Source organism: Chryseobacterium sp. KLBC 52 (assembly GCF_003347605.1).
Taxonomy (GTDB): domain Bacteria; phylum Bacteroidota; class Bacteroidia; order Flavobacteriales; family Weeksellaceae; genus Chryseobacterium.
The window spans coordinates 15,141-30,414 of sequence record NZ_QDFZ01000020.1 but is presented as its reverse complement, the minus strand read 5'-3'; the positions used below and the strand labels follow the sequence as shown (position 1 = coordinate 30,414).

General features: G+C 36.4%; 11 protein-coding genes. 7 read left to right on the top strand and 4 right to left on the bottom strand.

All coding sequences use genetic code 11. From position 1 onward, the window contains the following. The first annotated feature begins 176 nt into the window (after window positions 1-176). The gene (locus DDF69_RS18875) at window positions 177-1,238 is read left to right on the top strand and encodes a 3-oxoacyl-ACP synthase III family protein (protein WP_114822141.1); all 1,062 of its coding nucleotides are present in this window, start codon (window positions 177-179) and stop codon (window positions 1,236-1,238) included. Window positions 1,239-1,281: 43 nt separating this feature from the next. Here the strand turns inward: DDF69_RS18875 and DDF69_RS18870 are convergent, their stop codons facing one another. The 4 genes from DDF69_RS18870 to DDF69_RS18855 all read right to left on the bottom strand — a co-directional run bounded on the left by DDF69_RS18870 (window position 1,282) and on the right by DDF69_RS18855 (window position 6,912). Further along, a complete protein-coding gene (locus DDF69_RS18870) occupies window positions 1,282-1,926 on the bottom strand; it encodes a hypothetical protein (protein WP_114822140.1) in 645 nt (214 codons plus the stop codon). 126 nt (window positions 1,927-2,052) lie between these two features. Beyond that, window positions 2,053-3,510, bottom strand: a complete 1,458-nt coding sequence (locus tag DDF69_RS18865; RefSeq protein WP_114822139.1) for an LptF/LptG family permease — start codon at window positions 3,508-3,510, stop codon at window positions 2,053-2,055. Window positions 3,511-3,620: 110 nt separating this feature from the next. Next, window positions 3,621-4,268, bottom strand: a complete 648-nt coding sequence (locus tag DDF69_RS18860; protein WP_034694350.1) for a LolA family protein — start codon at window positions 4,266-4,268, stop codon at window positions 3,621-3,623. Window positions 4,269-4,332: 64 nt separating this feature from the next. Then, window positions 4,333-6,912, bottom strand: a complete 2,580-nt coding sequence (locus DDF69_RS18855; RefSeq protein WP_114822138.1) for an FtsK/SpoIIIE family DNA translocase — start codon at window positions 6,910-6,912, stop codon at window positions 4,333-4,335. A gap of 362 nt (window positions 6,913-7,274) precedes the next feature. Here DDF69_RS18855 and DDF69_RS18850 point away from each other — a divergent pair, with 362 nt between their 5' ends. From DDF69_RS18850 to DDF69_RS18825, 6 genes are all read left to right on the top strand, one after another. Next, window positions 7,275-7,910 (top strand): cysteine hydrolase family protein, encoded by a 636-nt coding sequence (locus DDF69_RS18850; RefSeq protein WP_114822137.1) that lies wholly within the window; start codon window positions 7,275-7,277, stop codon window positions 7,908-7,910. A 366-nt stretch (window positions 7,911-8,276) separates the two neighbouring features. Beyond that, window positions 8,277-8,858, top strand: coding sequence for a Crp/Fnr family transcriptional regulator (locus DDF69_RS18845; RefSeq protein WP_114822136.1), 582 nt, complete (start codon window positions 8,277-8,279; stop codon window positions 8,856-8,858). Between the two features lie 90 nt (window positions 8,859-8,948). Further along, window positions 8,949-10,133 carry a tetratricopeptide repeat protein gene (locus DDF69_RS18840; RefSeq protein WP_114822135.1) on the top strand — a complete coding sequence of 395 codons (1,185 nt, stop codon included), beginning with the start codon at window positions 8,949-8,951 and terminating at the stop codon, window positions 10,131-10,133. 244 nt (window positions 10,134-10,377) lie between these two features. Continuing rightward, entirely contained in the window at window positions 10,378-13,647 is a 3,270-nt protein-coding gene (gene ccsA, locus DDF69_RS18835) for a cytochrome c biogenesis protein CcsA (RefSeq protein ID WP_114822134.1), read from the top strand. Between the two features lie 387 nt (window positions 13,648-14,034). Next, window positions 14,035-14,901: an SPFH domain-containing protein gene (locus DDF69_RS18830; RefSeq protein ID WP_079241549.1), complete on the top strand. Its 867-nt coding sequence runs from the start codon at window positions 14,035-14,037 to the stop codon at window positions 14,899-14,901. Between the two features lie 83 nt (window positions 14,902-14,984). After that, on the top strand, window positions 14,985-15,173 hold the full coding sequence (locus tag DDF69_RS18825; RefSeq protein ID WP_114822133.1) for an Arc family DNA binding domain-containing protein: 189 nt from the start codon (window positions 14,985-14,987) through the stop codon (window positions 15,171-15,173). Window positions 15,174-15,274: the final 101 nt, after the last annotated feature.

The following is a 15,274-nucleotide window of genomic DNA, read 5'->3' as shown; positions in this document are numbered from 1 at the left end:
ATGAGAGAGGTTTCTTTTGAGAGACCTCTTTTTTGTGATTTTTACCGTTACATTTCACTTTTTACAATGCAATACATTCTTATTCCATACGATATTGTGAAGTATTTACGTTCATTCATTATATTTAATGAATTATTCCTGACGTTTAATTAAAAAACAGGAAACAGATACTAAAAATGATGACAAAAATAATCGGGGTAGGAAATTATATCCCATCGGAAACAATAACCAATTTATTTTTTGATAAACATGTTTTTCTTAATGAAGAAGGGATATTATTGAAAGAGAATAATGCCTCCATTACGGATAAGTTAAAAAAAATTACAGGTATTGAAGAAAGAAGATATGCCCATAGCACGCAGGTTACTTCTGATCTTGGAGTTATTGCGGCGCTTGAAGCCATAGAAAATGCAGGTGTTGATCCTGAAACATTGGACTATATTATATTTGCGCATAACTTCGGGGATGTTCGTTTTGGAACCGTTCAGTCTGATACGGTGCCCAGCCTCGCTGCAAGGGTGAAACACTTATTGGGGATCAGAAATAATTTCTGCGTAGCCTATGATGTTCTTTTTGGATGTCCGGGATGGATTGAAGGCGTCATACAGGCTCATGCGTTTATCAAATCCGGTTTGGCAAAACGATGTTTGGTGATTGGGGCAGAAACACTATCCCGTGTGGTAGATATTCACGACAGAGACAGTATGATTTATGCGGATGGAGCAGGAGCGGCAGTTCTGGAAGTAAATCAGGATGATGATGCCGGGATCAGGTCTCATTTATCAGCTTCTTATACCCTTGAAGAGAAAGACTATCTGTATTTTGGAAAATCTTACAACAACGAAAGATGCCCGGATACCCGATACATCAAGATGGATGGCAGGAAAATTTATGAATTTGCTCTGGTCAATGTTCCGGATGCGATGAAAAGATGTCTTGACAACAGTGGATACTCCATTGATCAGTTGAATAAGATTATCATTCATCAGGCGAACGAAAAAATGGATGAAGCTATTGTGAACAGGTTTTATCAATTATATGGAAAACCGGTTCCGGAAAACATTATGCCTATGGTTATTCACAAATTGGGAAACAGCAGTGTGGCGACAATTCCTTCTTTGCTGACGATGATTTTAAAGGATGAACTGGAACATCATAAAATCAAAAAAAATGATATCGTATTATTTGCTTCAGTAGGGGCAGGGATGAATATCAATGCTTTCGTGTATCAGTTTTAAAATATAAAAAAGAGATTGGCTCAAAGGTCAATCTCTTTTGTTTTTATAAACATTCTATTGAGCCTTTCTGGTCTTTATGTTTTAATAGAGATTGGTAGCTTTTAAGGATTTCATCCACATTACACCTGATTTCTTTTCCCGGAATCGTATCCGGAGCTGTTTTTTCTTTCTGGTCAGATTTTATGCTGTATTTCTTTTCAAGACATTTCAGCGGCTGATTATTCTGAAGGTAGATACGGGTTTCTGTAATATCATCTTTTGTCACTGGTTTTTCGGGTGTGCCGCCATCAAAATTCCATACCGTCTCCTGTCTGAAAATAAAAAATGGTTTTCCGTCTTTTATAAAATATTTTTCAGATGCCGAAAAATGACTGTGTTCTGCATAAAAATGCTCTATAACTTTAATTTCATCCTTGTCAGAATAAAAAATTACTTCTCCGGACGGTTCATCATTACAATCGTAATTGAATTTTGAAGAACCCAGCTTTTTAGTTTCCAACTGAGTCTGAAGGACAGCATATTGTTTTTTGATCTGATCAATAGGATCCTGTGCAAGGTTGGTGTGTACAGAATCCTTTTGCATTACAAAGGTATCCCTGGAAACAGATTCTTTATAGGACGTTTTCTCTTTTTCATTTTTACAGGAAGCCATAAGAATCACGCCTGCTGTCAGAAATAGGATTTTCATATGATAATTTGTTTGGTGGCTGATAAAAGTACAAAAAAATTAACAGCATGAATTATTGATATAGAATCGTATAAAAAAAGCTCCGGAATTTCTCCGAAGCTTTTAATCTTATTTTTACAATCAGAATTATTGATATCTCTGATGTTCTTTACTTTTTGTAAATCTTTTGGTGATGGGTTTGAACAATGCTTTGTATTTTTCTGCATCAAACAGTTGTGAATCTGTAAGGGCCTTATAAGTCATCCAGACTCCAAAAGGAAGAAGGATCAGGTTAGGAAGCCAAGCTGCCAGATAAGGATTCATTTTTCCGCTCCAAGACATGTTTTCTACCCCAACATTCATTACATAAAAGATGATGAAAATAACGATAGCGATGATTACCGGAAGTCCCATTCCTCCTTTTCTGATGATAGACCCTAAACTCGCTCCGATCAGGAAGAAGATGATACATGTTACAGAATACGCAACAATTCTCTGCTGGTAAATAACGACTTTACTGAAGTATTTTACGTTAGAACTGTATTCATTCTTTTTAGATTCCAAAGTAGATTTCAGGTTGTCAAGCCTGTTATAGGAATTATAAATGATTTCCAGTTTTTTATCCCCTTTTACGGTGTCCAGTTTGATCTGGGTTTTCGGCGCTACTTTATGTTTATTCCCTTTATCCATATAGGTAATCACAGAATTGGTCTGGTTAAGAACCTCGGATCCTATATTATCAAAGAACTGCTTATTGTCTTTTTTGGTTTTTGTAATCGTTCCGTCAAGCTGATTGTAGGTCTGGAAACGGTAGTCATCGGTAATCTGTTCTTTTTCGATGGCTTTATTAATGATTTCACTGATGTCAAAGTGAGATACCAATGTATCAAACTTAATCGCCTGGTCAGGTTGTTTTAACCTTACATTATCGCCTTTTCCGGCAAAAGCATCTTCAAATACATATCCGTTATACAGAACAAGCTTTAGAAAGTTTTTATTGGCTGCAGGAACAAATTTCCCTTTTTCAGCCACTACAGATTGCTGGTTTTCGTAAGCATTGGCTTTTTTATGAACAAAAACACCTTCAATATTTTCTCCGTTTTCCCCATAAATTTTATCAAATTTTACCATATAACCTGGAATCTGATCAATAAACTGTCCCGGAGTAAAGTTGATGGCCGGTTTCGTTTGGGCAATATTGAAAAGCATGTTCTTGGCTTTCTTCTGAAAATCCGGAATAATATTGTTGGAAAAGAAAAACAACATGATAGCAAGTGCCGTGGAAATTCCAAGCAATGGAGTCATTACTCGCGTTAAAGGAATCCCTGCGGCTTTCATCGCTGCAAGTTCGTAACGTTCTCCAAATTCACCAAACGACATAATACTTGCCAGAAGGATCGTAAGGGGGAGCACCATACTGATGACGTTCACCCCAAGATAAAAAAGAAGTTTAAGGATTTGCCAGTAGCTTAATCCTTTTCCCATAAACTGTCCCAACTGTACCCAGATAATGTTTACAATAAAAATGAAAAACAATACGCTGAATATAAAGAAAAACGGTCCAAAGAAGGTTTTTATGATATATCGGTCTAGTATTTTTAACATGCGCCAAAATTAATCAAAAAGCCACAAAGTTTACTTGTGGCTTTTTATATTTTGTTATTTTTTTAGCTTTAAAAGTAAATTTACTTAGTTGTGAATTCACTTTCAGCTTTTTAAAGTTCTGTAACGATGTAGTTTTTAAACTTATTTTTGTCAAAAACAAACATATTGGGATCCAGCTCCTGGTTTTCTTTATACTCTTTAATAGCAATTACAGCAACATCTTTGTTGTTTCCATGCTGTTCCAGTTTTACCATTTGTTTTTTCGCTGAATCTACAAAAAGGTACACATATTTTATTCCGTTCGCTTTTACCGGAGTCAGTTTAATAAAGTCTGCATTCACGCCGTTTACCACTTTCTTACCATTGTAAGTTACATTATAATCATTTCTATAGTTTGTAAGATAGTTGATAGGGGAGAACATGGTACTGCTTCCGTTCGGTTTAGCAATGGTTACTTCCATATCATCCGCGTTGATGTTGTAAATTTTATTACCATCGAAGATCTGCTCTGTATCCATGATCTTCAACTTGTATTTCTCTCCTGCTACATAATAAATACCAGGTTCTGTTTTTGTCACCTGCCCGTTAAGACCGCTTCCAAAAGAAAATTTGAAGTAAGAATTCTTTTTAGAATTGTAGTTGGCTGTAATATCATCTAATATCTTTTTAGCTTTAGCATCAATCTTTTGAGCGTTGGCCATACCTACTGCACCTACAACAAAACTTCCTAATATAACTTTTGAAATAATATTCTTCATTTTCTTAATTTAATAATCGTTAGATTTTCTTTAACTCTTAAGGTTAAAACTATTCATTTTTCCTTTAACTACGCAGATCTTCCAAAAACTGTTCCAAAGAATGAAGGTCACTGATCAGAACTTCTCTTGCTTTTGCTCCGTTAAAGCCTCCCACAATACCACTTGCTTCAAGCTGATCCATGATTCTGCCGGCTCTGTTATAACCCAGCTTCAATTGTCTCTGAAGCATTGAGGTAGATCCCTGTTGCGTAGAAACAATAATTCTTGCTGCTTCTTCAAATAAAGCATCTTTTTCGTTCGGGTCAAAAGCACCTACAGTACTTGTTGAGTCTTCCGAAACATATTCAGGAAGCAACAATGCTGAAGCATATCCTTTTTGTTCCCCGATAAACTCTGCCAGTCTTTCCACTTCCGGAGTATCTACGAAAGCACACTGAAGTCTTAAAATCTCGTTTCCATTGAAATAAAGCATATCTCCTTTACCGATCAGCTGATCCGCTCCCGGAGAGTCCAGAATCGTTCTGGAATCTACACTGGAAATTACTCTGAAGGCAGCTCTTGCAGGGAAGTTGGCTTTAATCATACCCGTAATTACGTTTACAGATGGTCTCTGTGTAGCCACAATAAGGTGGATTCCTACGGCTCTGGCAAGTTGTGCAAGTCTCGCAATAGGTAATTCAACCTCTTTTCCTGCCGTCATAATCAAATCGGCGAACTCATCTACTACCAATACGATATAAGGTAAATAACGGTGTCCGTTTTCAGGATTTAATTTTCTTTCCGTAAACTTCTTGTTGTATTCTTTTAAGTTTTTACAGAAAGCATTTTTAAGAAGATCATATCGGGTATCCATTTCAATACAAAGAGAGTTCAGCGTATTGATTACTTTATTGGTATCCGTAATAATAGCTTCTTCTGCATCCGGTAATTTTGCCAGATAATGTCTTTCAATTTTTGAATATAAAGAAAGTTCTACTTTTTTAGGATCTACCATCACGAACTTCAGTTCGCTTGGGTGTTTTTTGTAAAGAAGGGAAGTAAGGATAGCGTTAATACCAACAGACTTACCCTGACCTGTTGCTCCTGCCATCAGTAAGTGAGGCATTTTCGAAAGGTCAGCCATGAAGATTTCATTGGAAATAGTCTTTCCGAAAACTACCGGAAGATCCATATCCGTATTCTGGAATTTCTGAGAAGCAATGACAGAACGCATAGAAACCATCGTAGGATTTTTTCTTGGTACTTCAATACCAATGGTTCCTTTTCCTGGCATTGGCGCAATAATTCTGATTCCTAGCGCGGAAAGGTTCAGCGCAATATCATCCTGCAGTTTTTTAATCGCTGCAACACGGATTCCTGCTTCAGGAACAATTTCATACAAAGTAACTGTAGGCCCGATTGTAGCTTTAATTTCTGCGATTCCAACGTTGAAATTCTTAAGGAGTCCGACAATCTTATTTTTATTTTCCTCTAATTCTTCTTTATTGATAGAAATTTCTTCATTTCCATAATCTTTCAGCAGGTCAACAGGCGGCATCTGGAAGTTGGCAAGATCAAGCTTGTGATCATACAATCCATGTTTTTCTACCAGTTCCTGAGACTTTTTATCAGAATCATCCAAAACATCAACGACCTGAGCAACCTCTACATTGAATTTAATATTTTCCTGTGCCGGAGCAGTGGTTATTGCCGGAGATGGAGTAGAAGGTCTGATGTCAAATGCTTCCTCCGGGCTTGAAACCGGAACAATTGGTTTCGTAGAAAGATTTAAACTTACGGGTTGAGAAACCTCCTTAGGTTCTGCATCAAAAGAAGTGTGGTTGGGTGTAGTAATAGTTTCTATCTCGTTTGAAACCGGAACTTCAGGGAATCCTTTCGGAGCACTTACCGGTTCTGGTTCTTTCATGGTATTAATCGGAGTATTGACAACCTGGTTCGTAACATCACTTACGGTAACTCTGGAGGCGGTTTCTTCTTCCGCTTCCTCTGCTTCTTCTCTCAATTCCTCATCCGCTTCGAAATCATCGTTAGAGTCCGGCATCATAGATTTTACTTTTCCAATCGTATTTTCATTGATTTTATCCAGTTTCGCCTTGATAGAACTTGGACGGAGATTGAATTCAAGAATAAAATAGAGCAGAATACTCGCAGCTAATACAGTCCACAGACCTACTGCTCCGATAATGGAATTAAGGTAATCCATAATCTGATATCCATAGACACCTCCTAAAACACCTTGCCCTTTAGTAAGTGCTCCCATAAAAATAGGAAGCCAGCAGATAAAAAATAAAGAGTGGCCAATCGTTTTCCACGGTTTGAATATTTTTTTCTTAAGAATCAGTGTCCCTACCACAAGCAGTAAAAATGCGATGATGAATGAGGCAATACCAATACTTTCAAAAATGAAAATATTCCCAAGCCAGTCACCTACCTTACCAAAGATATTGGAAGATTTTATGCTTTTGTCCAGCATGGTTCCTGCCTGGCTTTGATCTGCTTTCCAGTTCATCAGATAAGAGACGAATGAGAATGCAAGAACAGCCGATAAAAGTATAAAAGTAAGCCCGAAAAAAATACGTGGCTTAGATAAAATTCTGCCTTTCTCAGGCGATTCAGTCGGTTTTTTTTGTGTCTTTTTATCCATAATATCAATGTCGCAAATTTAATGTTTTATTCAACACTAAATGAATCTTTTTTACCCAAAAAATATTTGGGTAATCCCGCTTTTATAAAGGTTATTTAAAATTTTTACTTTAAAAATATTTTCCTGTATGACAGAATAAAATAAGGGTATTTTTTTTGTTTATCCAAATCTGATACCGTTAAATTATATTAACTGTTTATCAATAGTTTTTCTTTAAAAAGATAATAAAATTTTCGATTTAAATAGATGAAGATTGAAAAAATTAACAATATTAGAAAGTATTGGATCTCAATACTGTTTTTTGAACTAGTTCAAAGGCCAGGACCTGAAGCCTCTGTAATTTTGGCCTATAAAATTTAAACATGAACAATACATTCACAACCTTTCTGACCTTAGGTCTGATCGTAATTTCAATGCTTACAATGAACGCACAAAAACAAAAAATGGAACACACAGCATTAATCATTATTGATGTACAAAATGATTATTTCCCGGGAGGAAAAATGACCCTTGAAAAAGCTGAACAAGCTGCCGAAAACGCAAGGAATATTTTGGAATATTTCAGGAAAAATAATCTTCCTGTCATTCATATCCAGCATATTTCTACCAACGAAGGCGCAACGTTTTTCCTTCCGGATACAGAGGGAGCTAAAATCAATTATATGATTTTACCGAGGGAAGATGAAAAAGTTATCATTAAGCATTTTCCCAACAGCTTCAGAGAGACGGATCTTCTAGGTTATCTTCAGTCAAAGAACATTAAAAATCTGGTGATTACTGGAATGATGACGGATGTTTGTGTAGATGCTACCACCAGAGCTGCTTTTGATTTCGGGTTTACCAATACCATTATCGGAGATGCTACGGCGACCAGAAATCGTGAACTGAATGGGGAAGTGGTAAAAGCAGCAGATGTACAAAAGTCTTTTCTGGCGGGGATATCTGCTCTTGGAAATCTCTATGCCCGTGTGATAAGTACCAATGAATTTTTAAAATAATGTTATTCTGGACATGCAGACACAAAGATTTTTAAGATATGCTTCTATGCAATCATCTGCAGAATCAGCTCAATGTGCGAGAGAATAAAAATAGTAAAAACGCAAAGACGCAAAAGGCTTAGGCTATATTATGTTTATTTTAAGGTCACAAAGATTATCTCCGATAACATTTAAAACACATCTTGCTGAAAATCTTCGATTTTCTTGCGTCTTAAAATAAACAATATGTATGATAAATCTTTGCGTCTTAGTGTTTACCCAACAAAAACTGAAGTTCTATTGCTTAGGAACAACAATAACTTAACATAACTTAATTCAATAAAGGTGTCAATAATTTTGATACCTTTATTTTGCTTAAATAATCCTATGTCCGATTTACTTTTTAGAAATATCAGTCAATACGTCAACCTTTCAGAAGAGGATTTTCAACAGTTTATAAAACCTTTTGAACTCAAAGCGGTTAAAAAGAAAGAGGTTGTGCTTAAAGAAGGAGAGTATTGTCTCTTCGAAGGGTTTGTTCTGAGTGGTTGTTTTAAAGTCTACTATCTCAATGAAAACGGATTTGAGCAAACCTTATATTTTGCTGTTGAAGGCTGGTGGATTACGGATATTGACAGCCTTATCAATACCGTTCCCAGTATTCTGAATATTGAAGCCCTGGAAGACAGTGAAGTATTGATGATTTCTAAAAAAGATAAGGAAGATCTGTATGAAACAATGCCACAGATAGAAAAGCTTTTCAGAATCATGAACCAGAAATCTTCGGTGGCACTGCAGAGAAGAATTCTTTCCTTAACGGGTAAAACAGCAGACAAACGCTATCGTGAATTCCTGGAAAAGTATCCTGGATTGGAACAGAGGATTACCCAACAGCAGGCTGCTTCTTATCTGGGAATTACCCATGAGTTTTTAAGTAAGATCAGGAAGAAAATATCATTGGAAAAATAGGTATATTGCCACAGGGTTTTTTGTCATTTCAGAAATTGTATTCGATATGACAAAGAATGATAATTAATAACTGATTGAAGACTTTTTTTAATGGAATTATTTGGTGTCCCAGGAATTTTTATTTTCGTCTTTTTAGCATTGATCAGGCCTTTAACGGTTTTTTTTCATGAAATGGGACATGCTGTTACCGTATGGCTTATAACAAGAAAAAAAGTACATGTCTTTATTGGTTCTTATGGAGATAAGGATAACAGTTTTCCTGTCAATTTCAAAGATTTTTCTTTTTATATATTTAAAAATCCTCTTAAATGGGGAAGAGGGCTGTGTGAATCTGAAGAAAAAAGATTTTCGGTCAATAAGCATATTTTATATGTGTTTGGAGGGCCGGCTGCCTCTTTATTATTAGCGTTACTCTCTTATTTTATCATTGCAAATACTCTGTTTCTTACATTGTTTTTCATCGTATTAATGGTTTCGTCAGCAATTGATTTTTTGATCAATATTTTTCCGAGCCAGAAAACTATTCGCATGAGTGATGGAAGATCGATATTTAATGATGGAAGAGCTATCATTAATCTTATCCGGCAGAGAAAACTCCCTGAAGAATATACAGAAGGAGTATATAAATTTCATGAGAAGAAATATCCTGAAGCTGCATCCATTTTTGATAGTTTATTACAGGAATCAAAAGATCTCAATATCTATCGGATGGCAATAGTATCCCATATTAACAGTAAGAATTATGAAAAAGCAAAAGAAATCGCTGTTCAATTCAAAGAAAATAATCCTTCTATGACTACAGATGACTGGACGAATTTTGCATTAACATTTACTGAAACAGGAACATTGGAAGAATCTCTTGAATATTATGATAAAGCTTTGAAAATGAATCCTAACAATAAATTTGCTTTAAATAATAAAGGCTATACATTAATTCTTCTTGAAAAATATGAAGACTCTATCCCTTTATTAACCAAAGCCATTTCAGTGGATAAAAAATTTTCATATGCTTATAATAACCGCGGACTCGCAAAGATTAATGTAGACCTCTATGAAGAAGGACTCAGGGATATTGAAGATTCATTAAAGCTTGATGCTCAAAATGCCGATGCATATAAAAATTGGGGAATTTATCATATGAGAAAAATGGAGTACCAGGATGCACTGAATATGTTTTTAAAAGCGAAAGAAATGGATGAATCATTCTGTGGGATTGATGAATTAATAGCCGAAATAAAATTAAAAATGAAGCCAGGTTACAGGTTGGAATTATAATGAGTTTTATATCAATTAATTGTGGTAAAAATAGCAGGAGGAAAATAGAGTGCCTCGATCATCCGGATAGGTAATATAAATGCGAATTTTTACATTTTTAAAAATTGAATTTTTCCTAATGTTTTCGGGCTTATTAAGAATGTTTCAAAATAAGCAAAACCGAGGCCAAAGTGATAAAAAACAGCTTTTTTTAAGCTCTTTGTGGTTTATCATGCTTATTTTTGCATGTCAAGTACAATAAATCATGAAGAAGCTCCAAGATATTCTTATCTCAACCAGGACAATGGCTGTATTGTTGCTGGTGTACGCATTCGCGATGGCTTATGCAACGTTCTTAGAAAACGACTACGGAACTCCTACAGCAAAAGCATTAATTTATGAGGCTAAATGGTTCGAACTGATCATGGTCTTACTGATTCTCAATTTCATAGGAAATATCGGAAGATACAGACTGTGGAAAAAAGATAAGTGGCCGGTTCTTGTTTTCCACCTTGCCTTTGTTTTTATCTTTATCGGTGGTGCTATCACCAGATACATCAGTTTCGAAGGACAAATGCACATCAGAGAAGGTGAAACATCCAACGAAATTGTAACCGATAAAAATTTCTTTAAAATTCAGATCGAAGAAAAGGGTGATGTGCTGAATTATCAGGATGTTCCTTATCTGATGTCTCCGTTACACAAAGATTTGAAAGCAACTTATGACTTCCACGGAAAAGAAGTGAAAGTGTTTGCCAAGGAATACATCCAAAGGAAAAAAGACAGCCTTATCGCTGAGCCAAACGGGGCAGAGTATCTTCATTTGGTTTCAACCGGAAACACCGGAAGACAAAATATTTACATCAAACCGGGAGAAACAAAATCCATCAACGGTACTTTGGTGACATTCAACAGAGCGATTGAAGGAGCTGTTGAATTTAAAAATGAAGGCGGAAAATTATTCATCAAAACTCCTGTAGATGCAAGCTATATGACCATGGCTACACAGGCAACAGGAAGTACAGTGAAAGATGAATTCCAACCTTTGGCATTGAGAAGTTTATATACCATTAACGAACTGAAGCTGGTAGTACCTGAAGGTCTTAAAAAAGGAAGACTGATGGCTATTGAAGGGGACAGAAAGAAAGATGCCAATGTTCCTGATATGCTTCAGATTGAGCTTCAGGGACCAAAAACAAAACAAATTGTAGACCTTTCGGTTGAAAAAGGAAACCCGAATGCTTACAAGCAGGTGACGATGGATGGTTTAAATATCATGGTAGGTTTCGGACCTAAAGTATACAACACTCCTTTCGCATTGAAACTGGATGATTTCGTGATGGAAACGTATCCTGGAAGTTCATCTCCAAGTGCTTACGAAAGCCATGTGAAAATCATTGATGAAGGTAAAGAAACTCCCTATAAAATCTATATGAACCACGTTCTTAACCATAAAGGATATCGTTTCTTCCAGTCGAGTTTTGATCCGGACAGAATGGGAACCGTTCTTTCTGTAAACCACGATTACTGGGGAACATTGATTTCTTATATCGGATACGGACTTTTATTCCTTGGAATGTTTGTCATTTTCTTCTGGAAAGGAACTCATTTCTGGAAATTAAATAAAATGCTGGCTGACGTGAATAAAAAGAAAGCAGCAGGTATACTTTTATTGTTCTTAAGTTTAGGTTTAAATGCACAAAAAATCGAAACTCACGGAACAACTGACGGAAGCAGAGAACATATTCATGTGGAAGGAGATAACCATTCTCATGCTCCGGCTCCGTCTGCCCAGCCGCTTGACGGTGCTGCTCCAAAGCAGAATTCTCTGGCAACACCAATGGGGAAAATGAGATCTATTTCTCCCGACGAAATCATTGCAAGAAACAAAATCAGCAAAGAACATGCTGATAAATTCGGATATCTTTTGGTTCAGAACTTTGAAGGAAGAATTGTTCCTATCAATACAGAGGCAATCGATATTTTAAGAAAATTATACAAGAAAGACGAATTTAAAGGAACAGACGGAAAATCTCTTACAGCCAACCAATGGTTCCTTTCTATCAATACAGATACTCCGAGCTGGACAATGGTTCCGATTATTAAAGTAGGAACTAAAGGAGGTGATGAGCTGAAGAATAAAACAAAAGCAGATGAAGATGGTTATACTTCTCTGATGAACCTTTTCCCTGCAGATGCAAACGGTAACCTTACTTATATTCTTGAGCATGATTACAACACCGCATTCCGTAAGAAACCGGCTGAACAAACGAACTACGATAAAGAAGTAATTGCTGTAAACGAAAGAGTACAGATCTTCAATGAGTTCTTCAGCGGTCAGTTTATGAGAATTGTTCCTGTGAAAAATGATGCCAACCATACATGGCATTCATGGTTAGACCAGAAATTCGAACCGGATATGGAATCTCAGCAGGTAATGGGACCTTACTTTGCAGAAGCGCTTACCGCACAAAAAACCGGTGACTGGAGCAAAGCAGATGCAGAATTGAAAAAGCTTTCAGACTATCAGCAGAAATGGGGTAAAGCAGTTGTTCCTGCTAAATCCAAAGTAGATCTTGAAGTATTCATGAATAAAGTAGATATTAACTTCAAATTGTTAATCTTCTATACGCTTATCGGTGGTCTTCTTCTGATATTAGGTTTTGTTGAATTATTCAAATCAAATCAAAAATTAAACAAAATAATTAAAGTAATCATTGCGATTGGTTTAATTGGATATCTGTGTCATTTCTTAGGACTTGTGGCAAGATGGTATATCTCAGGACACGCACCTTGGAGTAACGGATATGAAGCGATTATCTTTATCTCCTGGGTTGGTATTACAGCAGGTTTGATCCTGTACAGAAATGCCAATGCATTGATTCCTGCAGCCGGATTTATGGTAGCTGTTATCATGATGGGATTCGCGCATGGTGGTTCTGCTCTTGATCCGCAGATTACACCGCTTGTGCCGGTATTGAAGTCTTACTGGCTGATTGTTCACGTAGCCATTATTACCTCAAGTTACGGATTCTTCGCGCTCTCGATGATTATTGCGGTGATCTCATTGGTATTCTATATTATCTCCAATAAAGAAACATATAAAATTCACCACGATACGACATTGAAAGAATTGGTAATTGTTTCTGAAATGTCATTAACGATAGGATTGTTTGCTTTAACAGTAGGAAACTTCTTAGGAGGAATCTGGGCCAACGAATCGTGGGGAAGATACTGGAGCTGGGACCCGAAAGAAACATGGGCATTCATCTCTATCATGGTATATGCATTTGTACTGCACATGAGATTAGTACCTGGATTGAGAAGCAGATGGGCATTCCACGTAGCAACCATGTTTGCATTCTGCTCAATGGTAATGACTTATTTCGGAGTAAACTATTACCTGAGCGGACTTCACTCGTACGCAGCAGGTGATCCTGTACCAGTACCAGCTTGGGTATACATCGGAATAGGAACAATGATTCTTTTATCTGTTGTTTCTTACATAAAGTTTAAAGCTTTAACGAAGAAATAAAATACTGAAACTATAAATTAAATCCCGGAATTCACTTTCTGGGATTTTTTTATTCCTATTGTTGCTGGATTTGGGACGAGTTATTTTAACGCTACGTTCGCAATGATGTCTATTATGATGAGTCATCGTTCGCAAGGGCGTTTCACTCAGCAAAGAAAATAGTGGTCTTAGCTAAACGAAGTGGCTTTGCGAACAAAAATATAATGCATCCTAATAAATTAACCTTGCGAACTCTGCGTTAGCTAAAATACCCGAATCCTATATCCCGCACCTCGCAACCCCAAACACCGCACCCCGCCCCTCAAAAAAATCAAAATTTATCATTCATAATTCAAAATTTATTACCATCTTTATGATATCATAATAATATCAAATTAAAATTCAATCATGGAAAAAACATTAAAACCCATGTCGGGTTATCTTACATTGGTCATTTGCCTGGCCTTGTTTGTTGCAGCAGTATACTTCTTTGTAAGTGGAGTAGATCAGAGTATAGCCTATGTGGTTATCTCTATGCTTTGCTTTCTTCTTTCGTGCTTTTTCTTAAAAGGGTTAATGATTATTCAGCCTAACCATTCGAGAGTATTAAACTTCTTTGGAAAATATGTGGGAAGTGTAAAAGAGAACGGATTATTCTTTATCAATCCTTTATATTCATCACAAAAAATTTCTTTACGTTCCGAAAACCTGCAAGGTCAGACTTTGAAGGTAAATGATAAAATGGGTAACCCTATTGAAATTGCAGTTGTAATTGTATGGAAAGTAGGAGATACTTATAAAGCAGCCTTTGATGTGGAGCGTTATTCAGACTTTGTAAAAATGCAGAGTGAAGCGGCCGTAAGACATTTGGCGATGAGCTTTCCTTATGATAATTTAGAAGATGACCATGCTCCGATTACATTGAGAGAAGGAGGAGATAAAATCAATTCTATCTTGGAACAGGAACTTACAGATCGTCTTTCAAAGGCTGGAATCGTGATTCAGGAGGCAAGGATTTCGCACCTGGCTTATGCTTCAGAAATTGCGGGAGCAATGCTTCAGAGACAGCAGGCAACAGCTATTGTTGCTGCAAGAACCAAGATTGTGGAAGGAGCTGTAGGAATGGTAGACCTTGCTTTGAAAAAGCTTTCTGAAGAAAATATCGTAGATCTTGATGATGAAAGAAAAGCGGCAATGGTAAGCAATTTAATGGTGGTTCTTTGCGGTGAAAAAGCAGCAACACCTATATTAAATGCGGGAACACTTTATAATTAAGAAGTGAACAATTAATAAATAGATTTTAGTGCAGATAGCTTTTACACTAAAACAGTCAGAAACAATGTTAGAGAATTTAGAAAATGAAATCAGAAAAAGCTCAGAACTCTTCGGAAAGCAAAGGCAAAAAATCCTTTGTGATAAGGATAGATGAGTCTACTTATAAACTTCTTGAAAAGTGGGCCAATGATGAATTCAGAAGTGTGAACGGACAGATAGAATACCTGCTGCATCAGAGCCTGGTGAATGCGGGGAGAAAGAAGACAGAGTAGGTTAAAAGGATCAATTGAAGAAGGAAAATCATATTTTTCGGGAGTAGAATTAGAAGAATCAGTTATTTTTTTTTCTTTTTTACATTACGGAAAATATAAAA